The sequence below is a fragment of the Castellaniella sp. genome, from assembly GCF_049671645.1.
Taxonomy (GTDB): Bacteria; Pseudomonadota; Gammaproteobacteria; order Burkholderiales; family Burkholderiaceae_B; genus Castellaniella.
In genome coordinates, this window is record NZ_JBATVG010000014.1 from 290,396 (window position 1) to 312,199 (window position 21,804).

19 protein-coding genes are annotated in these 21,804 nt (G+C 66.4%); 15 read left to right on the forward strand and 4 right to left on the reverse strand.

The features are described from left to right. Nucleotides 1-24: 24 nt before the first annotated feature. Nucleotides 25-1,236, reverse strand: a complete 1,212-nt coding sequence (gene kch / locus WBG56_RS05965; RefSeq protein WP_424266223.1) for a voltage-gated potassium channel protein — start codon at nt 1,234-1,236, stop codon at nt 25-27. 80 nt (nt 1,237-1,316) lie between these two features. Here kch and WBG56_RS05970 point away from each other — a divergent pair, with 80 nt between their 5' ends. Then, nucleotides 1,317-2,210 (forward strand): cation diffusion facilitator family transporter, encoded by an 894-nt coding sequence (locus WBG56_RS05970; protein WP_424266225.1) that lies wholly within the window; start codon nt 1,317-1,319, stop codon nt 2,208-2,210. A gap of 87 nt (nt 2,211-2,297) precedes the next feature. Here the strand turns inward: WBG56_RS05970 and cadR are convergent, their stop codons facing one another. Further along, nucleotides 2,298-2,726 carry a Cd(II)/Pb(II)-responsive transcriptional regulator gene (cadR, locus tag WBG56_RS05975; protein WP_424266227.1) on the reverse strand — a complete coding sequence of 143 codons (429 nt, stop codon included), beginning with the start codon at nt 2,724-2,726 and terminating at the stop codon, nt 2,298-2,300. An 89-nt stretch (nt 2,727-2,815) separates the two neighbouring features. Here cadR and WBG56_RS05980 point away from each other — a divergent pair, with 89 nt between their 5' ends. Further along, entirely contained in the window at nt 2,816-5,218 is a 2,403-nt protein-coding gene (locus WBG56_RS05980) for a heavy metal translocating P-type ATPase (protein WP_424266229.1), read from the forward strand. An 86-nt stretch (nt 5,219-5,304) separates the two neighbouring features. On the opposite strand, the gene WBG56_RS05985 is transcribed toward WBG56_RS05980, so the two are convergent. Beyond that, nucleotides 5,305-6,111 carry a DUF4377 domain-containing protein gene (locus WBG56_RS05985; protein WP_424266231.1) on the reverse strand — a complete coding sequence of 269 codons (807 nt, stop codon included), beginning with the start codon at nt 6,109-6,111 and terminating at the stop codon, nt 5,305-5,307. A 213-nt stretch (nt 6,112-6,324) separates the two neighbouring features. Between WBG56_RS05985 and WBG56_RS05990 the strand changes: the two genes are divergently transcribed. The 13 genes from WBG56_RS05990 to WBG56_RS06050 all read left to right on the forward strand — a co-directional run bounded on the left by WBG56_RS05990 (nt 6,325) and on the right by WBG56_RS06050 (nt 20,664). After that, entirely contained in the window at nt 6,325-7,395 is a 1,071-nt protein-coding gene (locus WBG56_RS05990; protein ID WP_424266365.1) for a permease, read from the forward strand. Nucleotides 7,396-7,557: 162 nt separating this feature from the next. Then, on the forward strand, nt 7,558-8,823 hold the full coding sequence (locus tag WBG56_RS05995) for a M20 family metallopeptidase (RefSeq protein ID WP_424266233.1): 1,266 nt from the start codon (nt 7,558-7,560) through the stop codon (nt 8,821-8,823). Next, nucleotides 8,820-9,437, forward strand: a complete 618-nt coding sequence (locus WBG56_RS06000) for a trimeric intracellular cation channel family protein (RefSeq protein ID WP_424266235.1) — start codon at nt 8,820-8,822, stop codon at nt 9,435-9,437. Before WBG56_RS05995 ends, WBG56_RS06000 begins: the two co-directional genes overlap by 4 nt. Before the next feature lie 88 nt (nt 9,438-9,525). Further along, nucleotides 9,526-10,041 (forward strand): sugar dehydrogenase complex small subunit, encoded by a 516-nt coding sequence (locus WBG56_RS06005; protein ID WP_424266237.1) that lies wholly within the window; start codon nt 9,526-9,528, stop codon nt 10,039-10,041. Nucleotides 10,042-10,053: 12 nt separating this feature from the next. After that, nucleotides 10,054-11,676 carry a GMC family oxidoreductase gene (locus WBG56_RS06010; protein WP_424266239.1) on the forward strand — a complete coding sequence of 541 codons (1,623 nt, stop codon included), beginning with the start codon at nt 10,054-10,056 and terminating at the stop codon, nt 11,674-11,676. Between the two features lie 23 nt (nt 11,677-11,699). Continuing rightward, entirely contained in the window at nt 11,700-13,112 is a 1,413-nt protein-coding gene (locus WBG56_RS06015) for a c-type cytochrome (RefSeq protein WP_424266241.1), read from the forward strand. Between the two features lie 364 nt (nt 13,113-13,476). Further along, nucleotides 13,477-14,487, forward strand: coding sequence for an ornithine cyclodeaminase family protein (locus WBG56_RS06020; RefSeq protein WP_424266243.1), 1,011 nt, complete (start codon nt 13,477-13,479; stop codon nt 14,485-14,487). A gap of 129 nt (nt 14,488-14,616) precedes the next feature. Then, complete coding sequence (locus tag WBG56_RS06025; protein ID WP_424266245.1) at nt 14,617-15,327, forward strand: GntR family transcriptional regulator; 711 nt, start codon at nt 14,617-14,619, stop codon at nt 15,325-15,327. A 2-nt stretch (nt 15,328-15,329) separates the two neighbouring features. Beyond that, complete coding sequence (locus WBG56_RS06030; protein WP_424266247.1) at nt 15,330-16,136, forward strand: ABC transporter permease; 807 nt, start codon at nt 15,330-15,332, stop codon at nt 16,134-16,136. Further along, nucleotides 16,136-17,209, forward strand: coding sequence for an ABC transporter ATP-binding protein (locus tag WBG56_RS06035; RefSeq protein WP_424266249.1), 1,074 nt, complete (start codon nt 16,136-16,138; stop codon nt 17,207-17,209). The genes WBG56_RS06030 and WBG56_RS06035 overlap by 1 nt, the downstream gene beginning before the upstream one ends. 35 nt (nt 17,210-17,244) lie before the next feature. Further along, nucleotides 17,245-18,288: an ABC transporter substrate-binding protein gene (locus tag WBG56_RS06040; protein ID WP_424266251.1), complete on the forward strand. Its 1,044-nt coding sequence runs from the start codon at nt 17,245-17,247 to the stop codon at nt 18,286-18,288. Nucleotides 18,289-18,291: 3 nt separating this feature from the next. Beyond that, the gene (locus WBG56_RS06045) at nt 18,292-19,164 is read left to right on the forward strand and encodes an ABC transporter permease (RefSeq protein WP_424266253.1); all 873 of its coding nucleotides are present in this window, start codon (nt 18,292-18,294) and stop codon (nt 19,162-19,164) included. An 18-nt stretch (nt 19,165-19,182) separates the two neighbouring features. Further along, a complete protein-coding gene (locus tag WBG56_RS06050; protein WP_424266255.1) occupies nt 19,183-20,664 on the forward strand; it encodes an NAD-dependent succinate-semialdehyde dehydrogenase in 1,482 nt (493 codons plus the stop codon). A gap of 77 nt (nt 20,665-20,741) precedes the next feature. Here the strand turns inward: WBG56_RS06050 and WBG56_RS06055 are convergent, their stop codons facing one another. Next, nucleotides 20,742-21,797 (reverse strand): DUF72 domain-containing protein, encoded by a 1,056-nt coding sequence (locus WBG56_RS06055; protein WP_424266257.1) that lies wholly within the window; start codon nt 21,795-21,797, stop codon nt 20,742-20,744. Nucleotides 21,798-21,804: the final 7 nt, after the last annotated feature.

The window sequence follows — 21,804 nt, forward strand, 5'->3', positions numbered from 1 at the left end:
TGACCGCCGCCGCACAGGCGGAGATCAGCCCGGATCCGGCGTCTTTTCCCCGAACAGCAGGCGGGTGATCAGGGCTTCGTCAATGGCTTCGCCGCTGAGCGTGCGCGCCAGGATCTCGCTGCCCAGCGCCTGCAGGGAAATCACGATGTCGGGATTGACGCGGCGGATCTTGCTCAGGTGCATGGGCGAATTCACCAGAGCCACCAGCTTGGTGTCGGCTCCCCCCGCTTCGCGGCCCGCCATGACGATGAAGGCGTTTTCCGAATCGTCCTGGCGCAGCGCCAGGATGTAGCGGGCATGGGTCGCGCCCGCCTGCAGCAGGACCGCGGTCTCCGAGGCATCGCCCTCCAGGAGATCCGCATCCTCGGGATACGGGTGGCCGTCCATGGACGGCACGATCACCGTCACGTCGTGGCCGCGCTGGCGCAAGGCGCCGTGCAAGCTTTGAGCCAAAGGGCTGACCCCGGCCAGGATGATGTGGTTTTTACGCATGTTGTGTGAAACCCTTCCGTGCATCAAGCGCCGGATGTTGCCCCCGATCAAAGGTCCGACCACGGCGCTGATGGAAGTGGCGAAGACCGTGATCCCCAGAATGATGATGGAAATCGTAAACAAGCGCGCCGCATCGGTATGCGGACTGATGTCCCCATAACCCACCGTGGACATGGAGACGATGGAAAAATACAGGGCGGTGACCGGATCATGCACCGGCGGGGAAAACTCGTCCCCCAGGTACAGGACGCCGAACACGGCATACACCAGCAGGCTGGCGACACTGAGCACGGCGAACAGGCTGCCCGCCGTCAGGCTGGCCCGGTCGAAATGGCGCCAGTAGCCGATCAGCACCACCACCAGCACGACGGTATAGACCAGCAAGCCCAGGTGCCCCTGGCCGCGCCACAGGGAATAGGTGCCCACCACGGCCAGCAGCAGCAGGCTCATGGCCCAGGCGATGCGCGCCCGGTACAACAGGCCCACAGCCATCACCTGCACGCCCAGCCCGAGCATCAGGCGTGACATCTGGGCGATGCCGCCCGAATCCAGAAATGCCGTCACGCTGGCGCTGTCGCGCACCTGCAAGGCCTGCAACAGACCCTGGCTGCCGATCACCTGCCACAGCGGCTGCAGGAACAGGTAGCCATCGATGGCGACCAGCGCGGCGATCAGCCAATGCCAGGGGAACTGGCGCATCAGGCGCATGCCGCGCGCCACCACGGAAGGAACATGAAACCGCATGCGGGGGGCAATCCTGATCAACCGGCAGGGAATCCAGTGTACTGCACGCACCGGGCTCGGCCCCCCGTATACTGACGGACATGTCCCCCCTGTCCAATGCCCGCACCGAGACGCCCGAACGCCAGGCAGCGGCCCGCCGCAGCACCTGGGTCAGCGTCTGGGTCAACCTGTTGTTGACCGGCGCCCAATTGGTGATCGGCCTGTTCGCGCATTCCCAGGCCCTGGTGGCCGACGCCATCCATTCCCTATCCGATCTGGTCTCCGACGGAATCGTGCTGTTTGCCAACAAGCACAGCGCCAAAGGCCCCGATGCCGATCACCCCTATGGGCATCTGCGCTTCGAAACCGCCGCCACGCTGGGCATCGGCCTGCTGCTGGCCCTTGTCGGCCTGGGCATGCTGTGGCGCAGTTTCGAACGCCTGCAGGCCCCGGATCTGATCCCGGTGGTCCACCAGGTCGCCTTCTACGTGGCCCTGATGGCCCTCTTGTCCAAGGAACTGCTGTTCCGCTACCTGCTGCGCGTGGCGCACCGGGTGCGGTCCACCCTGCTGGTGGCCAATGCCTGGCATGCGCGATCGGATGCCGCCTCATCCCTGGTGGTCGCCCTGGGGATCGGCGCCAACCTGGCCGGCCTGCCGCTGGCCGACCCGCTGGCCGCCCTGATCGTGGGCCTGATGATCATCCGCATGGGCTGGAAGTTTTCCTGGCAGGCTTTCAACGACCTGGTGGACCGCGCCGTCGACGACGAGACCGAACAGGCCATCCGCGAGCGCATCCTGTCCACGCCGGGCGTGCGCGGCATCCACGACCTGCGCACCCGCAAGATGGGCGACATGGTCTGGGTGGAAGTGGACATCGAAATGGACGGCCGGCTGACCATCGTCGAAGGCCATGCGATCGCGGTCGCGGCCCGGGAACGGGTGATGGCCGATCTGCCCGTGCTGGACGTCATGACGCATTTCGACCCGGTCTGACCGGATCGCCCGCTCGACACCCGCGCCCAGGTCCGACGCCTGCTCCGCCCGCGCCACGTCTCGGCCGGGCCCGGCAAGGCGCCCCGGTCACAGGTGCGTGGCGTGCGGCGGCCTTTCCGCGGTTTCCATGCTGGCCAAACCCTGGACGATGCCGCAGGCATCCACGGCCTGCTCGGCCTGGCATTGCGCGCGCAGGGCCGTCAACTGGCGGCGCAGGTCCTGCAACTCGCGCAGGCGCACCTGCACATGGGCGATGTGCTCATCCAGCAGGTGATTAATGGCGCCGCAATCCCGCGCCGGGTGGTTGACCATGCCCAGCAAGGCCCGGATTTCATCATGCGTCATGTCCAGGCTGCGGCAATTCCGGATGAAGCGCAGCCGTTCCAGGTGCGCCGGGCCGTACTGCCGGTAATTGCCCTGGCTGCGCTCGGGCGCCGGCAGCAGTCCCGCCTTTTCATAGAAACGGATCGTTTCCGTGGAACAGTGGGTGGCGCTGGCCAATTCACCGATTTTCATGATGGGCGGCTCCTGGAGACGAAGGGCTTGACCTTGTAGTGGCTACAAGGTGTCTACTGCCATCATAGAACGTCTCACGAGCCATTGCCATGCCGCACACTCCGCATTCCGACTCGCCGCCGCCCTGCTCACAGGCCGGTCCCGGCCACGCCCACGAACACGGGCATGATCATGAACACACGCACGGTCACGGCGATCGGCCCCACGCGCACCCGGCGGCGCCCGGCGCCGGCGCGGGCGCCTGCTGCGACGCGTCCGGTCCAAGCCCCACGCTGGCCGCCCTGGCGCCCACAATGGCCGACGGCGCCGATCTGCGCACCCAACTGCGCATCCTGCAGATGGACTGCCCGACCGAAGAGGCCCTGATCCGGCAGGCGCTGGGCCGCCAGCCCGGCGTCCGGCACCTGGAATTCAATCTGATGCAACGGGTGCTGACCGTCGTCCACGCTCCCGAGGCGCTGGACACGATCCTGCAAGCCATCCGGGCTCTGGGCTTCACGCCGGAGCAGGCTTCCGACCCGACGGCCCCCATCCAGGACACCTCCGCTCCCTGGTGGCCGCTGGCGGCGGCCGGCGCAGCCGCCCTGGCTGCCGAGGCCGCCCACTGGATGGACGCCCCCTGGCCCGTGCCCGCCGTGCTGGCGATCCTGGCCGTCCTGGGCTGCGGCCTGGGTACCTACCGCAAGGGCTGGACCGCCATCCGCCACGGTCAGATGAACATCAACGCCCTGATGAGCATTGCCGTGACCGGCGCCCTGTTCCTGGGCCAATGGGCGGAAGCCGCCATGGTGATGGTGCTGTACGAGCTGGCCGAACGCATCGAGGCCCTGTCCCTGGACCGCGCGCGCAACGCAATCCAGGGATTGATGCAGCTGACGCCGGACCGGGCCAGCGTCAGACAGCCGGACGGCGGCTGGCGGGACATGCCGGCCACGGAAGTGCCCGTCGACGCCCGCGTGCGCGTGCGACCGGGCGAACGCATCGCACTGGACGGCCGGATCCTGTCGGGCCGCTCAACCATCGACCAGTCGCCCATCACAGGAGAAAGCCTGCCCATCGACAAGGCGCCCGGCGATCCTGTCTATGCAGGCACCATCAATGGCTCGGGCTCCCTGGAATATCAGGTGCTGGCGGCAGCCGGGGAATCCACCCTGGCACGCATCATCCGCGCCATTGAATCGGCCCAATCCGCCCGCGCGCCCACCCAGCGCTTCGTGGACCGCTTCGCCCGCGTCTACACGCCGCTGGTCGTGCTGCTGTCGCTGGCGATCGCCGTTCTCCCTCCGATGCTGGGCCTGGGCGGCTGGCACGAATGGATCTACAAGGCCCTGGTGCTGCTGGTCATCGCCTGCCCCTGCGCCTTGGTGATCTCCACCCCGGTATCCATCGTCAGCGGCCTGGCGGCGGCAGCCCGCCACGGTGTGTTGATCAAGGGCGGAGTCCACCTGGAACAAGGCCGGCGGCTGCGCTGGATCGCGCTGGACAAGACCGGCACCCTGACCCACGGCCGGCCGGTGCTGACAGACCAACAGATCCTGGGGGATCAGGACGCCGGGCGCACCCACGCGCTGGCCGCCAGCCTGGCCGGCCACTCCGATCATCCGGTCTCGCGCGCCATCGCCCGCGGCCTGGCCACGTCCCCCGGCTCCGTGCCCGACGCGCCGCCTGCGGCCGGCCATGCTGTCGCCAGTGGAACTGCGACGCCGATCGTGGACTTCGAAGCCCTGCCCGGGCGCGGCACTCAGGGCCGCATCGGCCAGACCCGCTACCAGCTGGGCAACCATCGGCTGATCCACGAACAGGGCTTGTGCTCCCCGGCGCTGGAAACGCGGCTGGAGTCCCTGGAGCAGCAAGGCAAGACCGTCGTGATGCTGACCGATGCCCAGCGGGTGCTGGCCTTGTACGCCGTAGCCGACACGGTCAAGCCCGACAGCGCGGCCGCCATCCGCACCCTGCATGCGCAAGGGGTGCGCACCGCCATGCTGTCCGGGGACAATCCGCATACAGCGGCGGCCATCGCCGCGCAGGTCGGCATCGACCATGCCGAAGGCAATCTGCTGCCCGAGGACAAGCTGCAGGCGGTGACGCGGCTGGCGGCCGACGGCGCGGCCGTCGGCATGGTGGGCGACGGCATCAACGATGCGCCTGCGCTGGCGCGCGCCGACATCGGCTTCGCCATGGGAGCCATGGGCACGGATGCCGCCATCGAAACCGCCGACGTCGCCCTGATGGACGATGATCTGCGCAAGATTCCGTGGTTCATCGGCCTGTCGCGAGCCACGCACCGCATCCTGATCCAGAACATCGCCCTGGCCCTGCTGATCAAGGCCGTGTTCCTGATCCTGACCGTCATCGGCCTGGGCACCATGTGGATGGCGGTATTCGCCGATGTAGGGGCCAGCCTGCTGGTCGTGGGCAACGGCCTGCGACTGCTGCGGCATCCAGGCGTCGGGCCGGCTGCCCACAAAGTGATGGCGCCAGCGACCGCCTGAGTTGCCTCACAGGCTCATCGCACCCCTTGTCCGGGCCGCCCTGCCGTTCCAGGGCGGCTCGGCGTCGCGCCGCTGAACGATCCGCGCTAGCGTCCGCGCTGGACGACCAGATCCAGGCGGTAGATCTGCGAGGACGCATCCGCCGGGGGGTTCTTGTCGGTATAGCGTTTCACGCGCAGGATCGCGTGCTCGCCTTCCTGATGCGCATAGCCTTCGATCCGCTGGTAGAGCGGGCGCCAGTCGCCTTGCGGCGGCAGCAGGACGCCCGAATCGTCATAGCGGCGTTCGCGCACCTGCAGGCAGCGGTGATCCGGGATCAGGGGGTGGGCGCAGGCCACCGAATCGGGGGCGACTTCCAGGAACATGACCTGGCCGGCCCCATACCGCGCCTCGGGCGTCAGTTGTCCGGCAAAGGTCAGCGTATCGCCGGCGGCATCGGTCAGGCGAAGCTGTTTCGCATCGGATCCGCCCTCCAGGCGGACCTGCAGACGGCCCTTCAGGCGCGCCGCGACGGCGGCATCCAGCTGCATCAGGTCCGACGAACACGCTTTCATAGTGCTCGCCAGGCCCGACACGTTCAACACGCCCGATGCCAGCGTATAGCCCCCGAACTGCATATTGCAGCCGCCGGCGACGTTCAGGCCGGATGCCGAGAAGCTCAGCGTCAAGGGACGATCCACCCCAGGGCGCAAAGCCTCGATGGGCCTGCCCGCACGGTCGGTGGCCGCGATCAGGCGCCATTCGTGGGCGATCAGGACATCCTGGTCCTGCGAACGGGCGCGATCACCCGCCACGGCCGCGGGGGCTCCCGCCGCAGCGGTTTCGGGGGCGGGCGCCTGGGCGCAAGCCCCCAGCAAAAGGGCCAGCGCGGAAATTGCAAATGTGCTTTTCATATCAATGTCGTATGCGAATATCGACTCACCATGATAGCAACAGCGCCGCCCCATCCACGCTTCGGACCGTCAAGAATCGTCAAGCAGGGAAATCCTGCAAACCCCGAGCGCCAGCCCCCAGGGCAATCTGAAGTAGCGGCGGCAGGGTTTATCATGGCGCCCTATGCCGGCGCGCAGTCGGCGCCCCACACTTTTCCATCGTCGCCCTTCCCCATGACCCATGCATCCCCCCGACACCCGCGCCACCCGCTCTGGGGACTCTTCCTGTTCGCCCTGATCGCGCTCGCCGGCCTGTACTACGTGAAATGGTCGCCCTACTACGACCGGATCTTCGTCGCCGAGCAGACCCGCTCCATCGGCAGTTCCATCCTGAACGACAGCGACGGCATGCTGCCGGCGCCGTCGCTGCAAGCCGCGCTGGACTACGCCATGGCCTACGGGCGGGCGATCTGGAAGGCTCTGATCCTGGGATTGCTGCTCGGTTCGGGCCTGCAGGCCCTGCTGCCTGCCCAATGGATCCGGCGCTGGCTGGGTGGCTCCGGCGCCGGCAGCGTCCTGGCGGGCAGTCTGCTGTCCGTCCCCAGCATGATGTGCACCTGCTGCTCCGCGCCCGTCGTCAACGGACTGCGGCAGTGCCGCGCGGCCCCCGGCGCCACGGCGGCCTACTGGCTGGGCAACACGATGCTCAATCCGGCTACGCTGGTGTTCATGGGTTTCGTGCTGGGCTGGCAATGGGTCGGGCTGCGGCTGGCCGCAGGGGTGGCGATGGTGCTGGGACTGGGCTGGCTGTTGAACCGCCTGAACCGCGACGACGCCTCGGCCGACGTCTCCGACATCCCCGACACCGCGGCGCGCGACTGCGGCCCCCTGGACGCGCAGTCCATCCTGCGGCGCTGGGCGCGGTCATTCACCGGCATGGCGCTGCGCCTGCTGCCGGAATACCTGATCCTGGTGCTGCTGCTGGGCGCCGCCCGCGCCTGGCTGTTTCCGGTGCTGGACATGAACATCGACAACAGCCTGCTGTGGATCGCAGGCGCCGCCATCGTCGGGGTGCTCTTCGTCATCCCGACCGCGGGCGAAGTCCCCATCGTGCAGGCCATGCTGGCGCTGGGCGTGGCGGCCGGACCGGCCGCGGCGTTGCTCGTCACGCTGCCGCCCGTCAGCCTGCCGTCGCTGGCCATGGTGGCCAAGTCATTCCGGCGCGCGGACCTGGCCGTGATGATCCTCGGCATCGCGATCCTGGGCGTGCTGGCAGGCGGCGCGGCGATCGCGCTGGGATTCTGAGCGTCGCGAGGCGCCGGGCCCGCGCCGCCGCCGGCATCCCCGGATACGGGGGCGCACAATCCGCATGACGCATCGGCGCATGTGGGCGCAGAATGGTCAGTCTCGAGAACTTTCTCGGGAAGTAAAGGTCTTTTCCTTTAAACCTACAGGAGAATGGCTACCATGAGCACAGCGCACACGACCGCCAGCACTTCCGTTCTTACCGGCCTGGCCCGGATCGTCCCCGATCTGGAAAAGCTCTACAAGGACGTGCATGCCCATCCCGAACTGTCGATGCAGGAGAAACGCACGGCGGCCCTGGCTGCCGACCGATTGCGCGCGGCGGGCTATGAGGTCACCGGCGGCGTGGGCGGCACCGGGGTGGTCGGGCTGCTGAAGAACGGCGACGGCGCCACCGTGATGCTGCGCGCCGACATGGACGCGCTGCCGGTCCTGGAAGCCACGGGCGTGGATTACGCCAGCGCCGTCACGGCCGCCGACGAGGACGGCAAAACGGTGCCGGTGATGCACGCCTGCGGCCACGACATGCACGTCGCCTGGCTGATCGGCGCGGCCACCCTGATGGCGCAGCAGCGCGATGCCTGGCGCGGCACCCTGATGGCGGTGTTCCAGCCCGCCGAGGAAACCGCCGCCGGCGCCCGGGCGATGATCGACGACGGGCTGTTCCAGCGCTTTCCAAAACCGGACGTCATCCTCGGCCAGCACGTGATGGTCGGCCCCGCCGGCATGATCGGCGGCCGGGTCGGCGCCATCACCTCGGCGGCCGACAGCTTCCAGATCCGGCTGTTCGGGCGCGGCGCGCACGGGTCGATGCCGCAGGCCAGCATCGACCCGGTCGTCATGGCCGCCTCGGTCGTCCTGCGCCTCCAGACCATCGTGTCGCGCGAGATCGCCGCATCCGAATCGGCGGTCGTCACCGTCGGCGCCCTGCAGGCCGGCACCAAGGAAAACGTGATCCCCGACGAGGCCATCATCAAGCTCAACGTGCGTACCTTCGACGAAGGCGTGCGCGCCCGCGTGCTGGCGGCCATCGAGCGGATCGTGAATGCGGAAGCCGCCGCCTCCGGGGCGCCGCGCGCGCCCGAAATCACGCCGCTGGACCGCTACCCCTTGGCGACGAACGACGCGGACGCGACCGAGCAGGTAGCCGGCGCGTTCCGCGAGCATTTTTCGGCGACGCGCATCCGCGAGGTCGGCCCGGCATCCGCCAGCGAGGATTTCGGCTCGTTCGGGTCGGAATGGGGCGTGCCGTCGGTATTCTGGTTCGTCGGCGGCACCGATCCCGACACCTACGCCCAGGCCAAGGCGGCCAACCGGCTCAACGATCTCCCGACCAACCACAACCCCAAGTTCCTGCCCGTGCTGCACCCGACGCTGGAAACCGGAGTCGAAACCCTGGTCGTCGCATCCCAGGCCTGGCTGGCATGAACCCCTTGCTGACACACGTGCTGGACCTGGGCGGCACGTTCGTGTTCGCCATCAGCGGCGCCACGACCGCCGCCAAGCGCCAACTGGATATTTTCGGGATCATGGTCCTGGCTTTCGCGGCGGGCAATGCCGGCGGAATCACCCGCGACCTGCTGATCGGCGCAGTGCCGCCGGCCGCGATCTCGAACTGGATCTACCTGGCCATGTCGATCCTGGCCGGCCTGATCGTCTTTCTGTGGGATCCGCTGGTCGCCAGGCTCGACCACCCGGTGCAATGGCTCGACGCAGTCGGCCTGGCGTTCTTTGCGGTGGCAGGCACGGAAAAGGCGCTCGCCTACGGGCTCGATCCGGCGATGGCCGCGCTGCTGGGCATGCTGACCGGTATCGGCGGAGGCATGCTGCGCGACGTGCTGGCCAACGAGATCCCGGCAGTCCTGCGATCCGACCTGTACGCCCTGGCGGCCCTGGCCTGCGCCGCCATTGTGTCGGCCGGGCATGTCCTGCGGTATCCTCCCGTCATGCCCGCCGCCCTTGGCATGGCGACCTGCTTCATCCTGAGATTCATGGCCATCCGGCACGGCTGGCACCTGCCCTCCGCGCGAGCCAGGAAATAACAGGAATTCAGGTACTTTTCAGGCAGGCAATCCAATAATGCCTGCAAGCGCCCGTCTATCGTCGGCGACTCGCCGCAAAGGTTGCGTCATGCACCAGTCTCTCAGGCAGTCCGATTCTCGTCCCGCCTCGATACGCCGCCGGCATCTGTTGGCCGGGTTCGTCGGCGCCTATACCGCTACCCTGGTCCCCTGGGCGCTCGCCCAGCCGGCCACAGACGATCGGCACAGCGCGTTCCTGGCCCTGTCGGCCATCATCGCGGGGCGCCAGTCCCTGGACACCGGCATGGCGGATCGGATCTTCAAGGCTCTCAGCGATGAACACGCCGGGTTCCCGGACGCCGCCGTCGCGCTGCTGAAACTGATCGAAGACCGCAAGATCGATCCCATGCAGCTGCAAAAAACGCTGGACGATGAAAAATCGCCGCTGGCGCCCATGCCGCGCCAGATCGCCACCGCCTGGTTCCTGGGCGTGATCGGATCCGGCGCGAAAGCCTACGTCATCGCCTACGAACACGCGCTCAATGCGCAGTTCGTCGCCGACGTGCTCAAGCCGCCGACCTATGCCTATGGCCCCTACGGCAGTTGGACACGCAAACCCCTGTAAAAAGGAACGCTCGTGGCAGACTCGCTCAGCGCAGACTTCGTCGTCATCGGCTCGGGCATCATCGGCGCCTTGACCGCCATGAAGCTCGCCCAGACGGGCGCCTCCGTCCTGATCCTGGAGGCCGGCCCGCGCCGCAGCCGCGACGAGATCGTGGCGCGGTTCCGCAATTCGCCCCGGCGCAGCGACTGGGTCTCGCCGTATCCGTCGCTGCCGTGGGCGCCGCATCCCATCTACAAACCGGAAAGCAATGACTATCTCGTCCAGGCGGGGCCCTACCCCTACCCTGCGGAATACCTGCGCATGGTGGGCGGCACGACGTGGCACTGGGCGGCGCACGCCTGGCGCAACGTGCCCAACGACCATCGGATACATACTTTGTATGGCGTGGGCGTGGACTGGCCTGTTTCCTATGACGAACTGGAGCCCTACTACCAGGAGTCCGAGGAAATCATGGGCGTCTCGGGGGCCGACAACACAGGATCTCCCCGGAAAAAGCCCTTTCCCATGGAACCGGTTGCGGAACCCTACGCCATGCGGCGCATCCGCGAACGTCTCGACCCGACCTACAAGGTCGTCTCCAACACCACGGCGCGCAACAGCCGGCCCTACGACGGGCGACCGGCCTGCGTCGGCAACAACAGCTGTCAGCCCATCTGCCCGGTCGATGCCCAGTTCACCGGCGGCAAGGCCGTCGAGAAAGCCGAACAGGCGGGCGCCAGGCTGGTGCCCAACGCCAATGTCTACAAACTGGAAAGCGACGACACCGGCCGCGTCACGGCAGCGCTGTACTACGACCGCAACAAAGGCTCCCACCGGGTCACGGGCAAGACCTTCATCGTCGCGGCCAACGGGATCGAGAGCCCCCGGCTGCTGTTGCTGTCCACCAGCGACAAGTTCCCGCACGGCCTGGCCAATGCGCGCGACATGGTGGGCCGGCATCTGATGGATCACCCCAGCACTTCGCTGACCTTCGATGCCGACGAAGACCTCTGGCTGGGCCGGGGCCCGCAAAGCCCCAGCTCGATCAACACCATGCGCGACGGCGACTTCCGCAAGGACCACGCGCCCTACCGCTTGGATTTCACAAACATATCCCGGGTGGACGGCGCCACCACCTCGCTGATCGCCGCGGGGGTCTACGGCGCGGAATTCGAACACCGCCTGCGGCACAGCGCGGCGCGCGAACTGAACGTCAAGACGGTGCTCGAAGTCCTGCCGCACCCGGAGCACCGGATCACCCTCAGCGCCCAGAAGGACAGCATGGGCATCCCCAAGCCAGAAGCCCACTACGCCATCGACGAATACACGCACAAGGGCGCCATCCGGGCGCTGGATGATTTCCGCCGCATCGCCGAACTGATGGGCGGCAGCAATCTGCGCTTCACGCGCGACGGCGACTACGCGAACAACCAGCACATCTGCGGCACGGTCAGCATGGGCAACGACCCCGCCACCTCCGTCGTCGACAAATGGGGGCGCGCGCACGATCACGAAAACCTGTTCCTGGTCGGCACCGGGGTCATCCCCACCGCCGGCACCTGTAATTCGACGGAAAACGGTGTGGCGCTGGCGCTGCACACCGTGCGACACATCCTGGGCGGGCAGGCCGGCGGCTCCGCCGCCGCGAAGTCATGACCTGAGACGCAAAGGCGGACGACATGAACATAATGACGCGCTTGCAATCCTGTCTTTCGCTGACGCTGGCCGCGCTGGCGCTCTGCGCCAGCCCGGGAGCCCGGGCGGCCGCCGACACGGCCGACACGCAACTGATCCAGCAGGGCAAATACCTGGCGACCGCCGGCGATTGCATGGCCTGCCATACGGCCCACGGGGGCCGGCCCTTTGCGGGCGGCCTGGCCGTCGCCACCCCGCTCGGCGATATCTTTTCCACCAACATCACGCCGTCGAAAACGGCGGGCATCGGCAACTACACGCTGGAACAATTCACCCGCGCGCTACGCCAGGGGGTGCGCGCCGACGGCAAGCACCTGTACCCGGCCATGCCGTACACCAGCTATGCGCGGGTCAGCGATGCCGACATCCAGGCGATGTACGCCTATTTCATGCACGGCGTCGAACCCGTCGACACCCCCGCGCCCAAAACGGCGCTGCCCTTCCCGTTCGACATCCGCCTGGCCATGGCGGGCTGGAATCTCCTGTTCCTGGACGATACGCCCTACACGCCGCAACCCGACAAAGGCGAACTCTGGAATCGCGGCGCCTACCTCGCGCAGGGGCTGGCGCATTGCTCGGCCTGCCATACGCCGCGCAACACGTTCATGGCCGAGGACCTCTCCCGGCGCCTGGGCGGCGCCTACATCGGCCCCTGGTACGCCCCCAATATCACCTCGGACCCCAATAGCGGCATCGGCGGCTGGAGCGATCAGGACATCATCGACTACCTGCGAACCGGCCACACCGGCAAAGCGCAGGCATCGGGTCCCATGATGGAGGCCATCGATTTCAGCCTGAGGCACCTGAGGCCGGACGACCTGAAGGCCATCGCCGTCTACCTGAAATCGGTGCCGGCCGTCCACGATGCCGCGGATACCAAGCCCGTCTTCGCCTGGGGCGGCCCGTCCGATCAACTGAACACCGTGCGCGGGCAGCCCTGGCCCTCGGACCCGGGACAGATGACGGGGGCGCAGCTCTACGACGCGCACTGCGCCTCCTGCCATCAGGCGCAGGCGCAGGGCAGCTTCGAGGGCGGCCTGCCGGCCCTGTTCCACAACACGGCGACAGGCCGCATGCAGACCAATAACCTAGTGCTGACCATCCTGGACGGCGTCCATCTGCCCGCGCAGGGCGATGGCGTCATCATGCCCGGTTTCCGCAATGCCATGAACGACGCCCAGGTGACGACGCTGAGCAACTACCTGATCCAGGCGTATGGCAACCCGGCCGGCAAAGTCACGGTCGAACAGGTCGCCGACCTGAGAAGCGGCGCAGCCGCCGGGCCCGATTCCGGCGCTCGTCTGGTCTTGGCCGCGCGGATCGGCATGGGCGTCGCGGGGCTGATCATCCTGCTGATCCTGTACCTGGTTTTCCGGCCGCGCCGCCGCCAGGCGTGATCCGGCGCAGCTCCGCAGGCTGACGCGCGTTGGGCGCGGTCGGCCCCGCGACCGCCGCCTTGCCCCGGATGACGTTCCGCACCCGGGCGTCTTCACGCCCGGCCGCCCATCGTTCCACCCTCCTCCCCTCTTCGTACCTCCGGTGACGTTCCGAGGCACACGCCTGCCGTGCCGCAGCAATGCGCCTCGCGCGCCGCGCCATTGCCGTACCCGCTCATCGCGCTACCGCTGCCAGTGACCTCCAGGCAGCGTCCCAGGTCAAAGCCCAGGGGAAATCATCCGGGATTACCCTTGTGTTTATTCTGCATTATATATTCTATAGTATGTGGAATTTAGCTTATGACTGCCTGCAATGGAGGGTTGAATGACGCTGTTCCTGAATGAGAAAGACGTACTGTCCCTGTTGACGATAGAGGAAGCCATCGACGCCCTGGAGGGCCCGATCCGCGAACAGGGCCTGGGCCAGGCCAGCAACCGGCCGCGCCAGATCGTGAGGACCCCCCATGCGTCGGTTTCCGTCCTGCAGGCCGCGGTGCCCAGCCTGGGCAGCCTGGGCTTCAAGACGTATTCGGTCAGCGCGGAAGGCGCGCGCTTCTGGCTCATGCTGTTCAACGAACGCGGCGTCCTGCAGTCGCTGATGGAAGCTGAAAACGTGGGCATGCTGCGCACCGGCGCGGCAACCGGAATCGCAACGAAGTACCTCAGCCGTGAAGACAGCTCGACCGTAGGGCTGCTGGGCACGGGATTCCAGGCCGCCTCCCAGCTGGAATCCCTGGTCGCCGTCCGCCCCATCAAGCACGTCAAGGCCTGGAGCCGCACGCGAGCCAACGTCGTGGCGTTCTGCGAACGCATGACCCGGCAGCTCGGCATTCCGGTCGAGCCTGCGGACGACGCCCGCGCAGCGGTCCGCGACGTCGATATCGTGACCACCATCACGTCGGCGAAAGATCCCATCATGCAGGGCGACTGGCTGCGGGAAGGCACGCACGTCAATCTGGTCGGCGCGATGAAGCCCCAGTTCCGGGAAGTCGACACGCGCACGCTGGAGCGCTCGGACATGCTGATCGTCGACGACTGGCACCAGGCCCACGAAGAGGCCGGCGAGTTCATCCTGGCGCACGAGGAAGGCAAGCTGGACTGGAACCGGGTCCGGGAACTCAGCAAGGTCGTGGCCGACGGCCCCGGCCAGCGCAAATCCGCGGAATCGATCACGCTGTTCAAGTCGCATGGCATCGGATTGTGGGACGTGGCCGCGGCCGCCCGCATCTACGCCAATGCGGTCCAGCGCGGCGTGGGCCTGACCCTGCCCATCGAGCAGCCGCCCGTGATCCTGGGGGGCGGACGCGATCCCGACCGCATCAAGCTGGCGATCTAGCAATGCCGGCGGCGGGGATGCTGGAAACTGCCCCGCCGCCCACGCGACCGGCTGCCCTCCGACTCTTAGGTATATTGCTTCGCATGTGCCTCGAAGTCCAAGGCGCGCCGTCATGGAAAAAAGAAGCAAATGGCTCCGAAACCTTATATTGCGCGAAACACCCTGTGTGAACAGATCTATCTGCACTTGCGCGAGCAGATACTGACCGGCAGGATCAAACAGGGCGAGCACCTGACTGAACTGGCCATCTCCCGCGACACCAACGTCAGCGCGACGCCGGTGCGGGAAGCGCTGCGTCTGCTGCATGGAGACGGTCTGGTAGAGCTCAACGGGCGCCGGGGCGCCAAGGTCATCCAGCCCAGCGAAGAGGACGTCAGACACGCCTTCGCGGTCCGCCGGGAGCTCGAACGCCTGGCGCTGCGCGAGGCGTTCAGCGTCCTGACCCGGCAGGACCTTGATGAGCTCAAGGCACTCTCGGACCGGATGATGGGCCTCACCCAGGGCGATACGCAGGCATTCTTCCAGGCCGACTGGGACTTCCATCACTTCTTCGTCAGCCGCGCCAACAATTCGTGGCTGGAATCGTTCCTGGCATCGCTCAAGGATTTCCTGCAGATCGTGCGGAATCCCAACTACAAGGATACGAGCCCGCACAAGACCGCCCGGGAACACCTGGCCGTGGTCGAGGCGATACTGGCCGGCGATATCGGCGAGGCCGAGCGCCTGCTGGGCGCGCACATAGACCGGGTGTGCACCGACATCCTTGAGCAGACCCGACAAACCCTGCGCGGCGAGGCGGATCCCGCCTCCACCCGAAACGCAGCGTCGCGGAGCGCCTGACAATGCGCGGATCCATCGGTCGGTTCCTGTTCGCGGCGTTCAACGCACTGGTGGTCGGCCTGATGGTCGTGCCGGTACTGTTCGTGGTGTGGTCCGCTTTCTACGACAGTCCATTCCTCAGCTTCCCGCCTCCGGGCTATACGCTGAGCTGGTTCTCCGAAGCGCTGAACCACCAGGCGTTCCTCAACGGCGCCATCACCAGCCTGAAGCTGGCCCTGTGCTCGTCGATCATCGGCGTCATCATCGGGACGTTGGCCAGCCTGGTCCTGGTGCGCACCGAGTTCCGGGGGCGCGGCGCGCTGAATTCCATCCTGCTGTCGCCCTTGATCGTCCCGAACATCGTCCTGGGCATCGCCCTGTACATGTTCTTCATCTGGCTGGCCGACCAGGGCGGGCTGGATCTCACCACCGGCTTCTGGGGGCTGTTGCTGGCCCACGTGCTGCTCACGCTGCCCTGGTCGGTCCGCTTGATCTCGGCCAACCTCATCGGCCTGGACCGGTCGGTCGAAGAGGCCGCCATGAATCTGGGGGCCAACGGCCTGAAGACCTTCTTTCACGCCACGGTCCCGCAGATGCGCTCCGGCGTGATCGCGGCGGCCCTGTTCAGTTTCATCATCTCTTTCGAGAACCTGGAAATTTCACTGCTGCTGGTGGGCCCCGGGTCGACCACCCTGCCCATCGCGCTCATGCAGTACCTGGAGTTCAACATCAACCCCACCGTGGCGGCCGCCAGCACCCTGCAAGTCGTGCTCATCGTCGGCCTGCTCCTGCTGACCGACCGCCACGTCAAGCTGAGTCGAATTGTCTAATGGCTACCTTATCGATACGATCGCTTTCCAAGTCCTACGGCGCGGCCCGCGTCGTGGATGACATCTCGCTGGACATCGCGGACTCGGAATTCATCGCGCTGCTTGGCCCCAGCGGCTGCGGCAAGACCACGCTGCTGCGGATGATCGCCGGGTTCGTGCCGGTGACAGGCGGCCAGATTCTGATCGACGGACGCGACGTCACGCACACGCCTCCGCATCTGCGCAACACCGGCATGGTCTTCCAGAGCTATGCCCTGTTCCCGCACATGACGGTCGCCGAAAACGTGGCATTCGGCCTGAAGATGCGGGGCGTCTCCAAAGAGGAATCCCTGAAGCGCTCGGCCGACGCCCTGAGCCTCGTCCAACTGCAGGAATACGCAAAAAGGTATCCGCGCGAATTGTCGGGCGGGCAGCAGCAGCGTGTCGCGATCGCGCGCGTGCTGGTGATACGGCCCGACGCGTTCCTGCTGGACGAGCCGCTGTCCAACCTGGACGCCAAGCTCAGGCAAAGCGTCGGCCTGGAAATCCGGGCGCTGCAGCGCAAGCTGGGCCTGACGACCGTGTTCGTGACGCACGACCAGAACGAGGCGCTGGGGCTGGCTGACCGACTGGTCCTGATGAACGGCGGCAAGGTGGTCCAATCGGGCAGCGCCATCGATCTCTACAACAATCCCGCCGATTCGTTCGTGGCGAATTTCCTGGGCCGGGCGAATCTGCTGGCCGGATCGGTCAGCGCCAGCGGTTCGTTCACCACCGACGACGGGCTGGTCGTGGCCTGCGACACGAAAAAATTCGCACCGGGTTCGCAGGCGACGCTATGCGTGCGGCCCGAAAACATCCATCTAGGCCCCGCGGCTGCGGAGCAACCCAATACGGTGCTGGGACGGGTTGCGATGGCGACGTACCTGGGGTCGGTGACGGAGGTCGAAGTGCGGATACCCCGCAGCGAGACGTCATTGACGATTCACATACAGAACCGCAAGGACGACGCCAGGCCCGTGCTCCCGGAGGTCGATCAAGAATACGTCATCGGCTGGAACCGCTCCAGCGCGCTGCTGTTGTCCCCGAAGTGATTTTCAATCCATAAATACAGTTAAGGAGACTCCCCATGACTTCCTCGATCCACACCGGACGCCGTGCGTTCGTGAAGCTTGCCGCCGCTGCCGCCTTGACGCCTTTCGCCGGCCGCCTGGCCCACGCCGCGGGCGACCCGCTCGTCCTGGGCACGTGGGGCGGCGACACGGAAAAATCGCTGGCTTCGCTGATCACGGCATCCAAGACGCAATACGGCATCGAGATCCTCCTGGATATCGGCACCCCCTCCGCGCGCAAGACCAAGCTGCTGGCCCAGATGAACCGCCGCCGCAACGCCATGGACATCCCTTTCCTGGTTGATTCCGACATGCACTACCTGAACAGCATGGAGGCATTGCTTCCCCTGGACAAGGCGAGCATTCCCAACTACGGCGATGTGCAGGAGGAGTTCACCCACAGCACCTACAGCGTGCCTATCATGTACAGCGCGTTGATCCTGGTATACAGCAAGAAGCTCGGCAACCCGCCCAAGTCCATCAAGGATCTGTGGAACCCGGAATATGCCGGGAAGGTGGCCTTCACGAGCCTGTCCTACGACAAGATCATTCCGATCGTTTCGCACGCGTTCGGCACAGGCACCAACGATTTCACCGCAGGCTACGACGCGCTGCTGAAACTGAAGGAAAGCGGCGTCAGGCTGTACGCTTCGAACGAAGCCGTGGGCAACGCATTCCAGAGCGGCGAGATCGATGTCGCCCTGATGTGGAAAGGCCGGGCGCACCAATGGATAGACGCGGGCCTGCCGATCGCCTACGCGACCCCCGCCGAAGGCGTGTACCCGGTGTTCTTCGAAATGGCCGTGACCCGGAACTCGGGCCTGCCCAAGGAATCCCTGAAAGTGCTCGGAGAAGCCCTGACGCCCAAGGTCCAGCAAACCATGGCGATCAGCCTGGGACAGATTCCGGTCATCCGGAACTCCGGACTGCCGCCCAAGGACGAGGAGCGCCTGGGCTTCAACGAGGAAGAGCGCAAGCGCTTCATCAAGCCCGACTATGGCTACCTGACGCCCCGATTGAGCGAAATGCTCGATTTCTGGAATCAACGCTTCAAGGGATAAACCGTGTCCGGCACCCACATCCGGCCTCGCACGCGCTGGGCCGCCGCGACTTTCGGCCTCGCGCCGGCAATGATCATCGTCATCGGATTGCTGGTGGTGCCGCTGATCACGTTGCTGCGTTACAGCTTCAACCAGTATTCGCCCAGGCAGCTGATGGTCGAGGCCTTCACGCTGGAAAACTATGTGCGGTTCTTCATCGAACCCTACTACCAGGAGGTCATGCTCACCACGTTCGGCCTGGCCTTGCTGTGCACGGTGACGAGCCTGCTGCTGGGATTCCCGGTCGCCTATTTCCTGGCGCGCACCCGCAGCCGCTTCAAGAGCCTGGTCTTCATTGCCGTGCTGTTCCCGCTGCTGGTGGGCAATGTCGTGCGGGCCGCGGGCTGGATGTCGTTTCTGGGGCGTGAAGGGTTCCTGAACTACACGCTGGCGAAAGCGGGCCTGATCCAGGCCCCGCTGGAATTGATGTACACGCCGTACGCAGTGTTCGTAGGCCTTCTGGGAGTGCTGCTGCCCTTCATGATCCTGACGCTTCAGGGGGTGCTGGAGGGCATCGACTTCACCCTGGTGGACGCGGCCAACAACCTCGGGGCCAAGCCCCGGGAGGCCTTCCGCCGGGTGGTGCTGCCGCTCTCCATTCCTGGCATCACCGCGGGCGCCATTCTCGTCTTCACCGTCGCCATGAATTCCTATGCGACGCCGCTGCTCCTGGGAGGGCCGTCGTTCCAGATGATGGCGCCGACGCTGTACGCCCAGATCGCGGTCGCGTCGAACTGGCCCTTCGGCGCAGCCCTGGCGTTCATCCTGATCATCGTCACATTCACGGTCACCCTCCTGTCCACCTCGATCCTGGCCAAGCAGTACAAGGCCAGGTAACCCCCGCGGAATCGATTCATGCATCAAGACATTCTTTCCTCCATTCGCGTCGACGCGGAGGCGCCCATCGACATCCACACGCGGCTTTATATCGGCGGCCAATGGAGGGATGCCTCGGATGGCAGCGCATTTCCCGTCGCCGATCCGGCCACCGGCCGCGAACTGGCCACGGTGGCCAGCGCGGCGCTGGAAGACGCCCGCGACGCCGTGGACGCGGCGCAAGCGTCATTTGCCGGTTGGGCCGCGCTCCGGCCGCGCGAGCGCGGCGAGATATTACGGAACTGCTTCGAAGCCATCATGGCGTCCAGGGAACAGCTCGCGCGCCTGATCACCCTGGAAAACGGCAAGGCCCTGCCCGATTCGCGGGCCGAGATCGCCTATGCGGCGGAGTTCTTCCGGTGGAACGCCGAGGAAGCCGTGCGGAATATCGGGCAGATCAGCCGCAGCCCCTCCGGAACGGGGCGCATCGTGGTCACCCACAAACCGGCAGGCATCGCCTTGCTGGTGACCCCATGGAACTACCCGGCGGCCATGGGCACGCGCAAGATCGCGCCGGCGCTGGCTGCGGGATGCCCGGTCGTCATCAAGCCGGCTTCCGAGACGCCATTGACCATGCTGGCGCTGATGCCGCTGCTGGAGCGGGCCGGGGTGCCGGCGGGCGTGGTCAATGTGATCCCATCGCGCAGGTCGGGGCCGGTCGTCGATTCGATCCTGAGGGATCCGCGCGTCCGCGTCGTTTCATTCACGGGCTCCACCGAGGTGGGACGCACCCTGTTGAAATCCGCAGCGCACGGCGTGGTGAACCCGGCCATGGAACTGGGCGGCAATGCGCCCTTTGTGGTGCTGGAGGATGCCGATGTGGATGCGGCCGTCGAGGGCGCCGTGATGGCAAAAATGAGGAATCTCGGCGAGGCCTGCACCGCGGCCAACCGGTTCTACGTGCACCAGACCGTGCATGACGCGTTCTCCCGCAAACTGGCGGAAAGGCTGGGCGCGATGCGCATGGGCAACGGGCTGGAGGAAGGCGTCGAGGTCGGCACGCTGGTGAATGCGCAGACGCTCGAAAAAGTCGAGACGCTGGTGGCCGATGCCATCGGGCGCGGGGCGCGCGCGTTGACGGGCGGACAGCGCCAACCCGGGCCCGGGTTTTATTATCCACCCACGGTGCTGGTCGACGTGCCGCGCGACGCCCTCTGTTTCCATGAGGAAATCTTCGGTCCCGTCGCCGCGATATCGAGTTTCCGCGACGAATCCGACATCGTCGAACTCTGCAACGATACCGAATACGGCCTGGTCGCCTACCTGTACACGCGCGACTTGAAACGGGGCATGGCCCTGGCCGAGAAGCTCGACTTCGGAATGATAGGGCTCAACCGGGGAATCGTCTCGGATCCCGCCGCGCCTTTCGGCGGGATGAAGCAAAGCGGGATAGGCCGCGAGGGCGCCCACGAAGGCTTGATGGAATTCCTGGAAACGCAGTATCTGTCCACGGATTGGTAACCACGCCCCGGGGCACGGAACCGCCCCCAGGCAGCCGCTGGCAATCTCCGGCCCAAGCTGTCATGGGCCGGGAAGTCCTACTCCGCGACGGCCTGGGCGAGCTTCTGGATGGAGAGCGGCGCGCAGCCCTCGGCATCGTTGCTGACGGTCACATAGGCCGGCTGGCCCGCGTCCGCGATGCCGCGAACGGTGCGCGCCAGCATGGCGCAGGTGTGAGGATCCTCGCTGAGGATGGCGTCGAACGGGGCGTGCTTCTTCTGCGCATCGGCATAGCCATACGCGCCGAAATCGCGGTTCAGGTTCCACCGGCAGACCAGCGGCCCAGGCCACAGCGCCCGCAGCATGGGCAGTTGCTCCTCGATGGGCGGCATCTTGCCATGCAGGCCCAGGCAAAACGTGGCCCCATGCGCCCGGAGCACATCGACCAGGGCCTGGCCCAGCAGTTCGGGATCCCGGATTTCCACCGCGACGATCACGCCGCCCTGCGCGGGCAAGGCCTGCCGGACGGCGGCCAGCAGATCGCCCAATCTGTCCAGCAATGAGGCTGGACGGTTGAGCCAGCCCCAGGGCAACGGGCTCAGCTGGAAGACCAGCACGCCCAGCTTGGCGCCCAGGCCCGCGAGCGCAGGCTGGACGAAGTGCTCGACCGCCAGGCGTGGATCCAGGAAATCCGGATTGGGCTTGCGCGCCTTGCCCTCATCGTCGCGGACCTGCGCATCGGTGACACCGGCGGGACACTTGACGACAAACCGGAAGTCGTCGTCGACCTGGCCCGCGTAGGCGGCATACTGGGCCGCCGTCAAGGGACGCCAGAAGGTGCGGTCCACGCACACTGTGCGCAGCAGCGGATGGCGATGATAGGCATCCAGGCCGTGCTTGGACAGCACCCCCGGATCGTAGTCGCCATCCCAGACCAGGCCGTCCCAGCCGGGATAGGACCAGGTGGACACGCCGAACCGCAACTGCGCCGGAAGCCGCTGCGCCAGTGCGCGCCAGGCCCCGGCAGAGGGCGCAAGGCGCACCTTGGCCTTGCGTCGACCGGCGCGGGCCGCCGGATTGTCGTGAGAGGCCGCGCCGGCCGGAGTTTCGGCCAGCGGCGGCGGAGCAACTTCCCCAAAAAGATCGCCTTGCATATTTTTC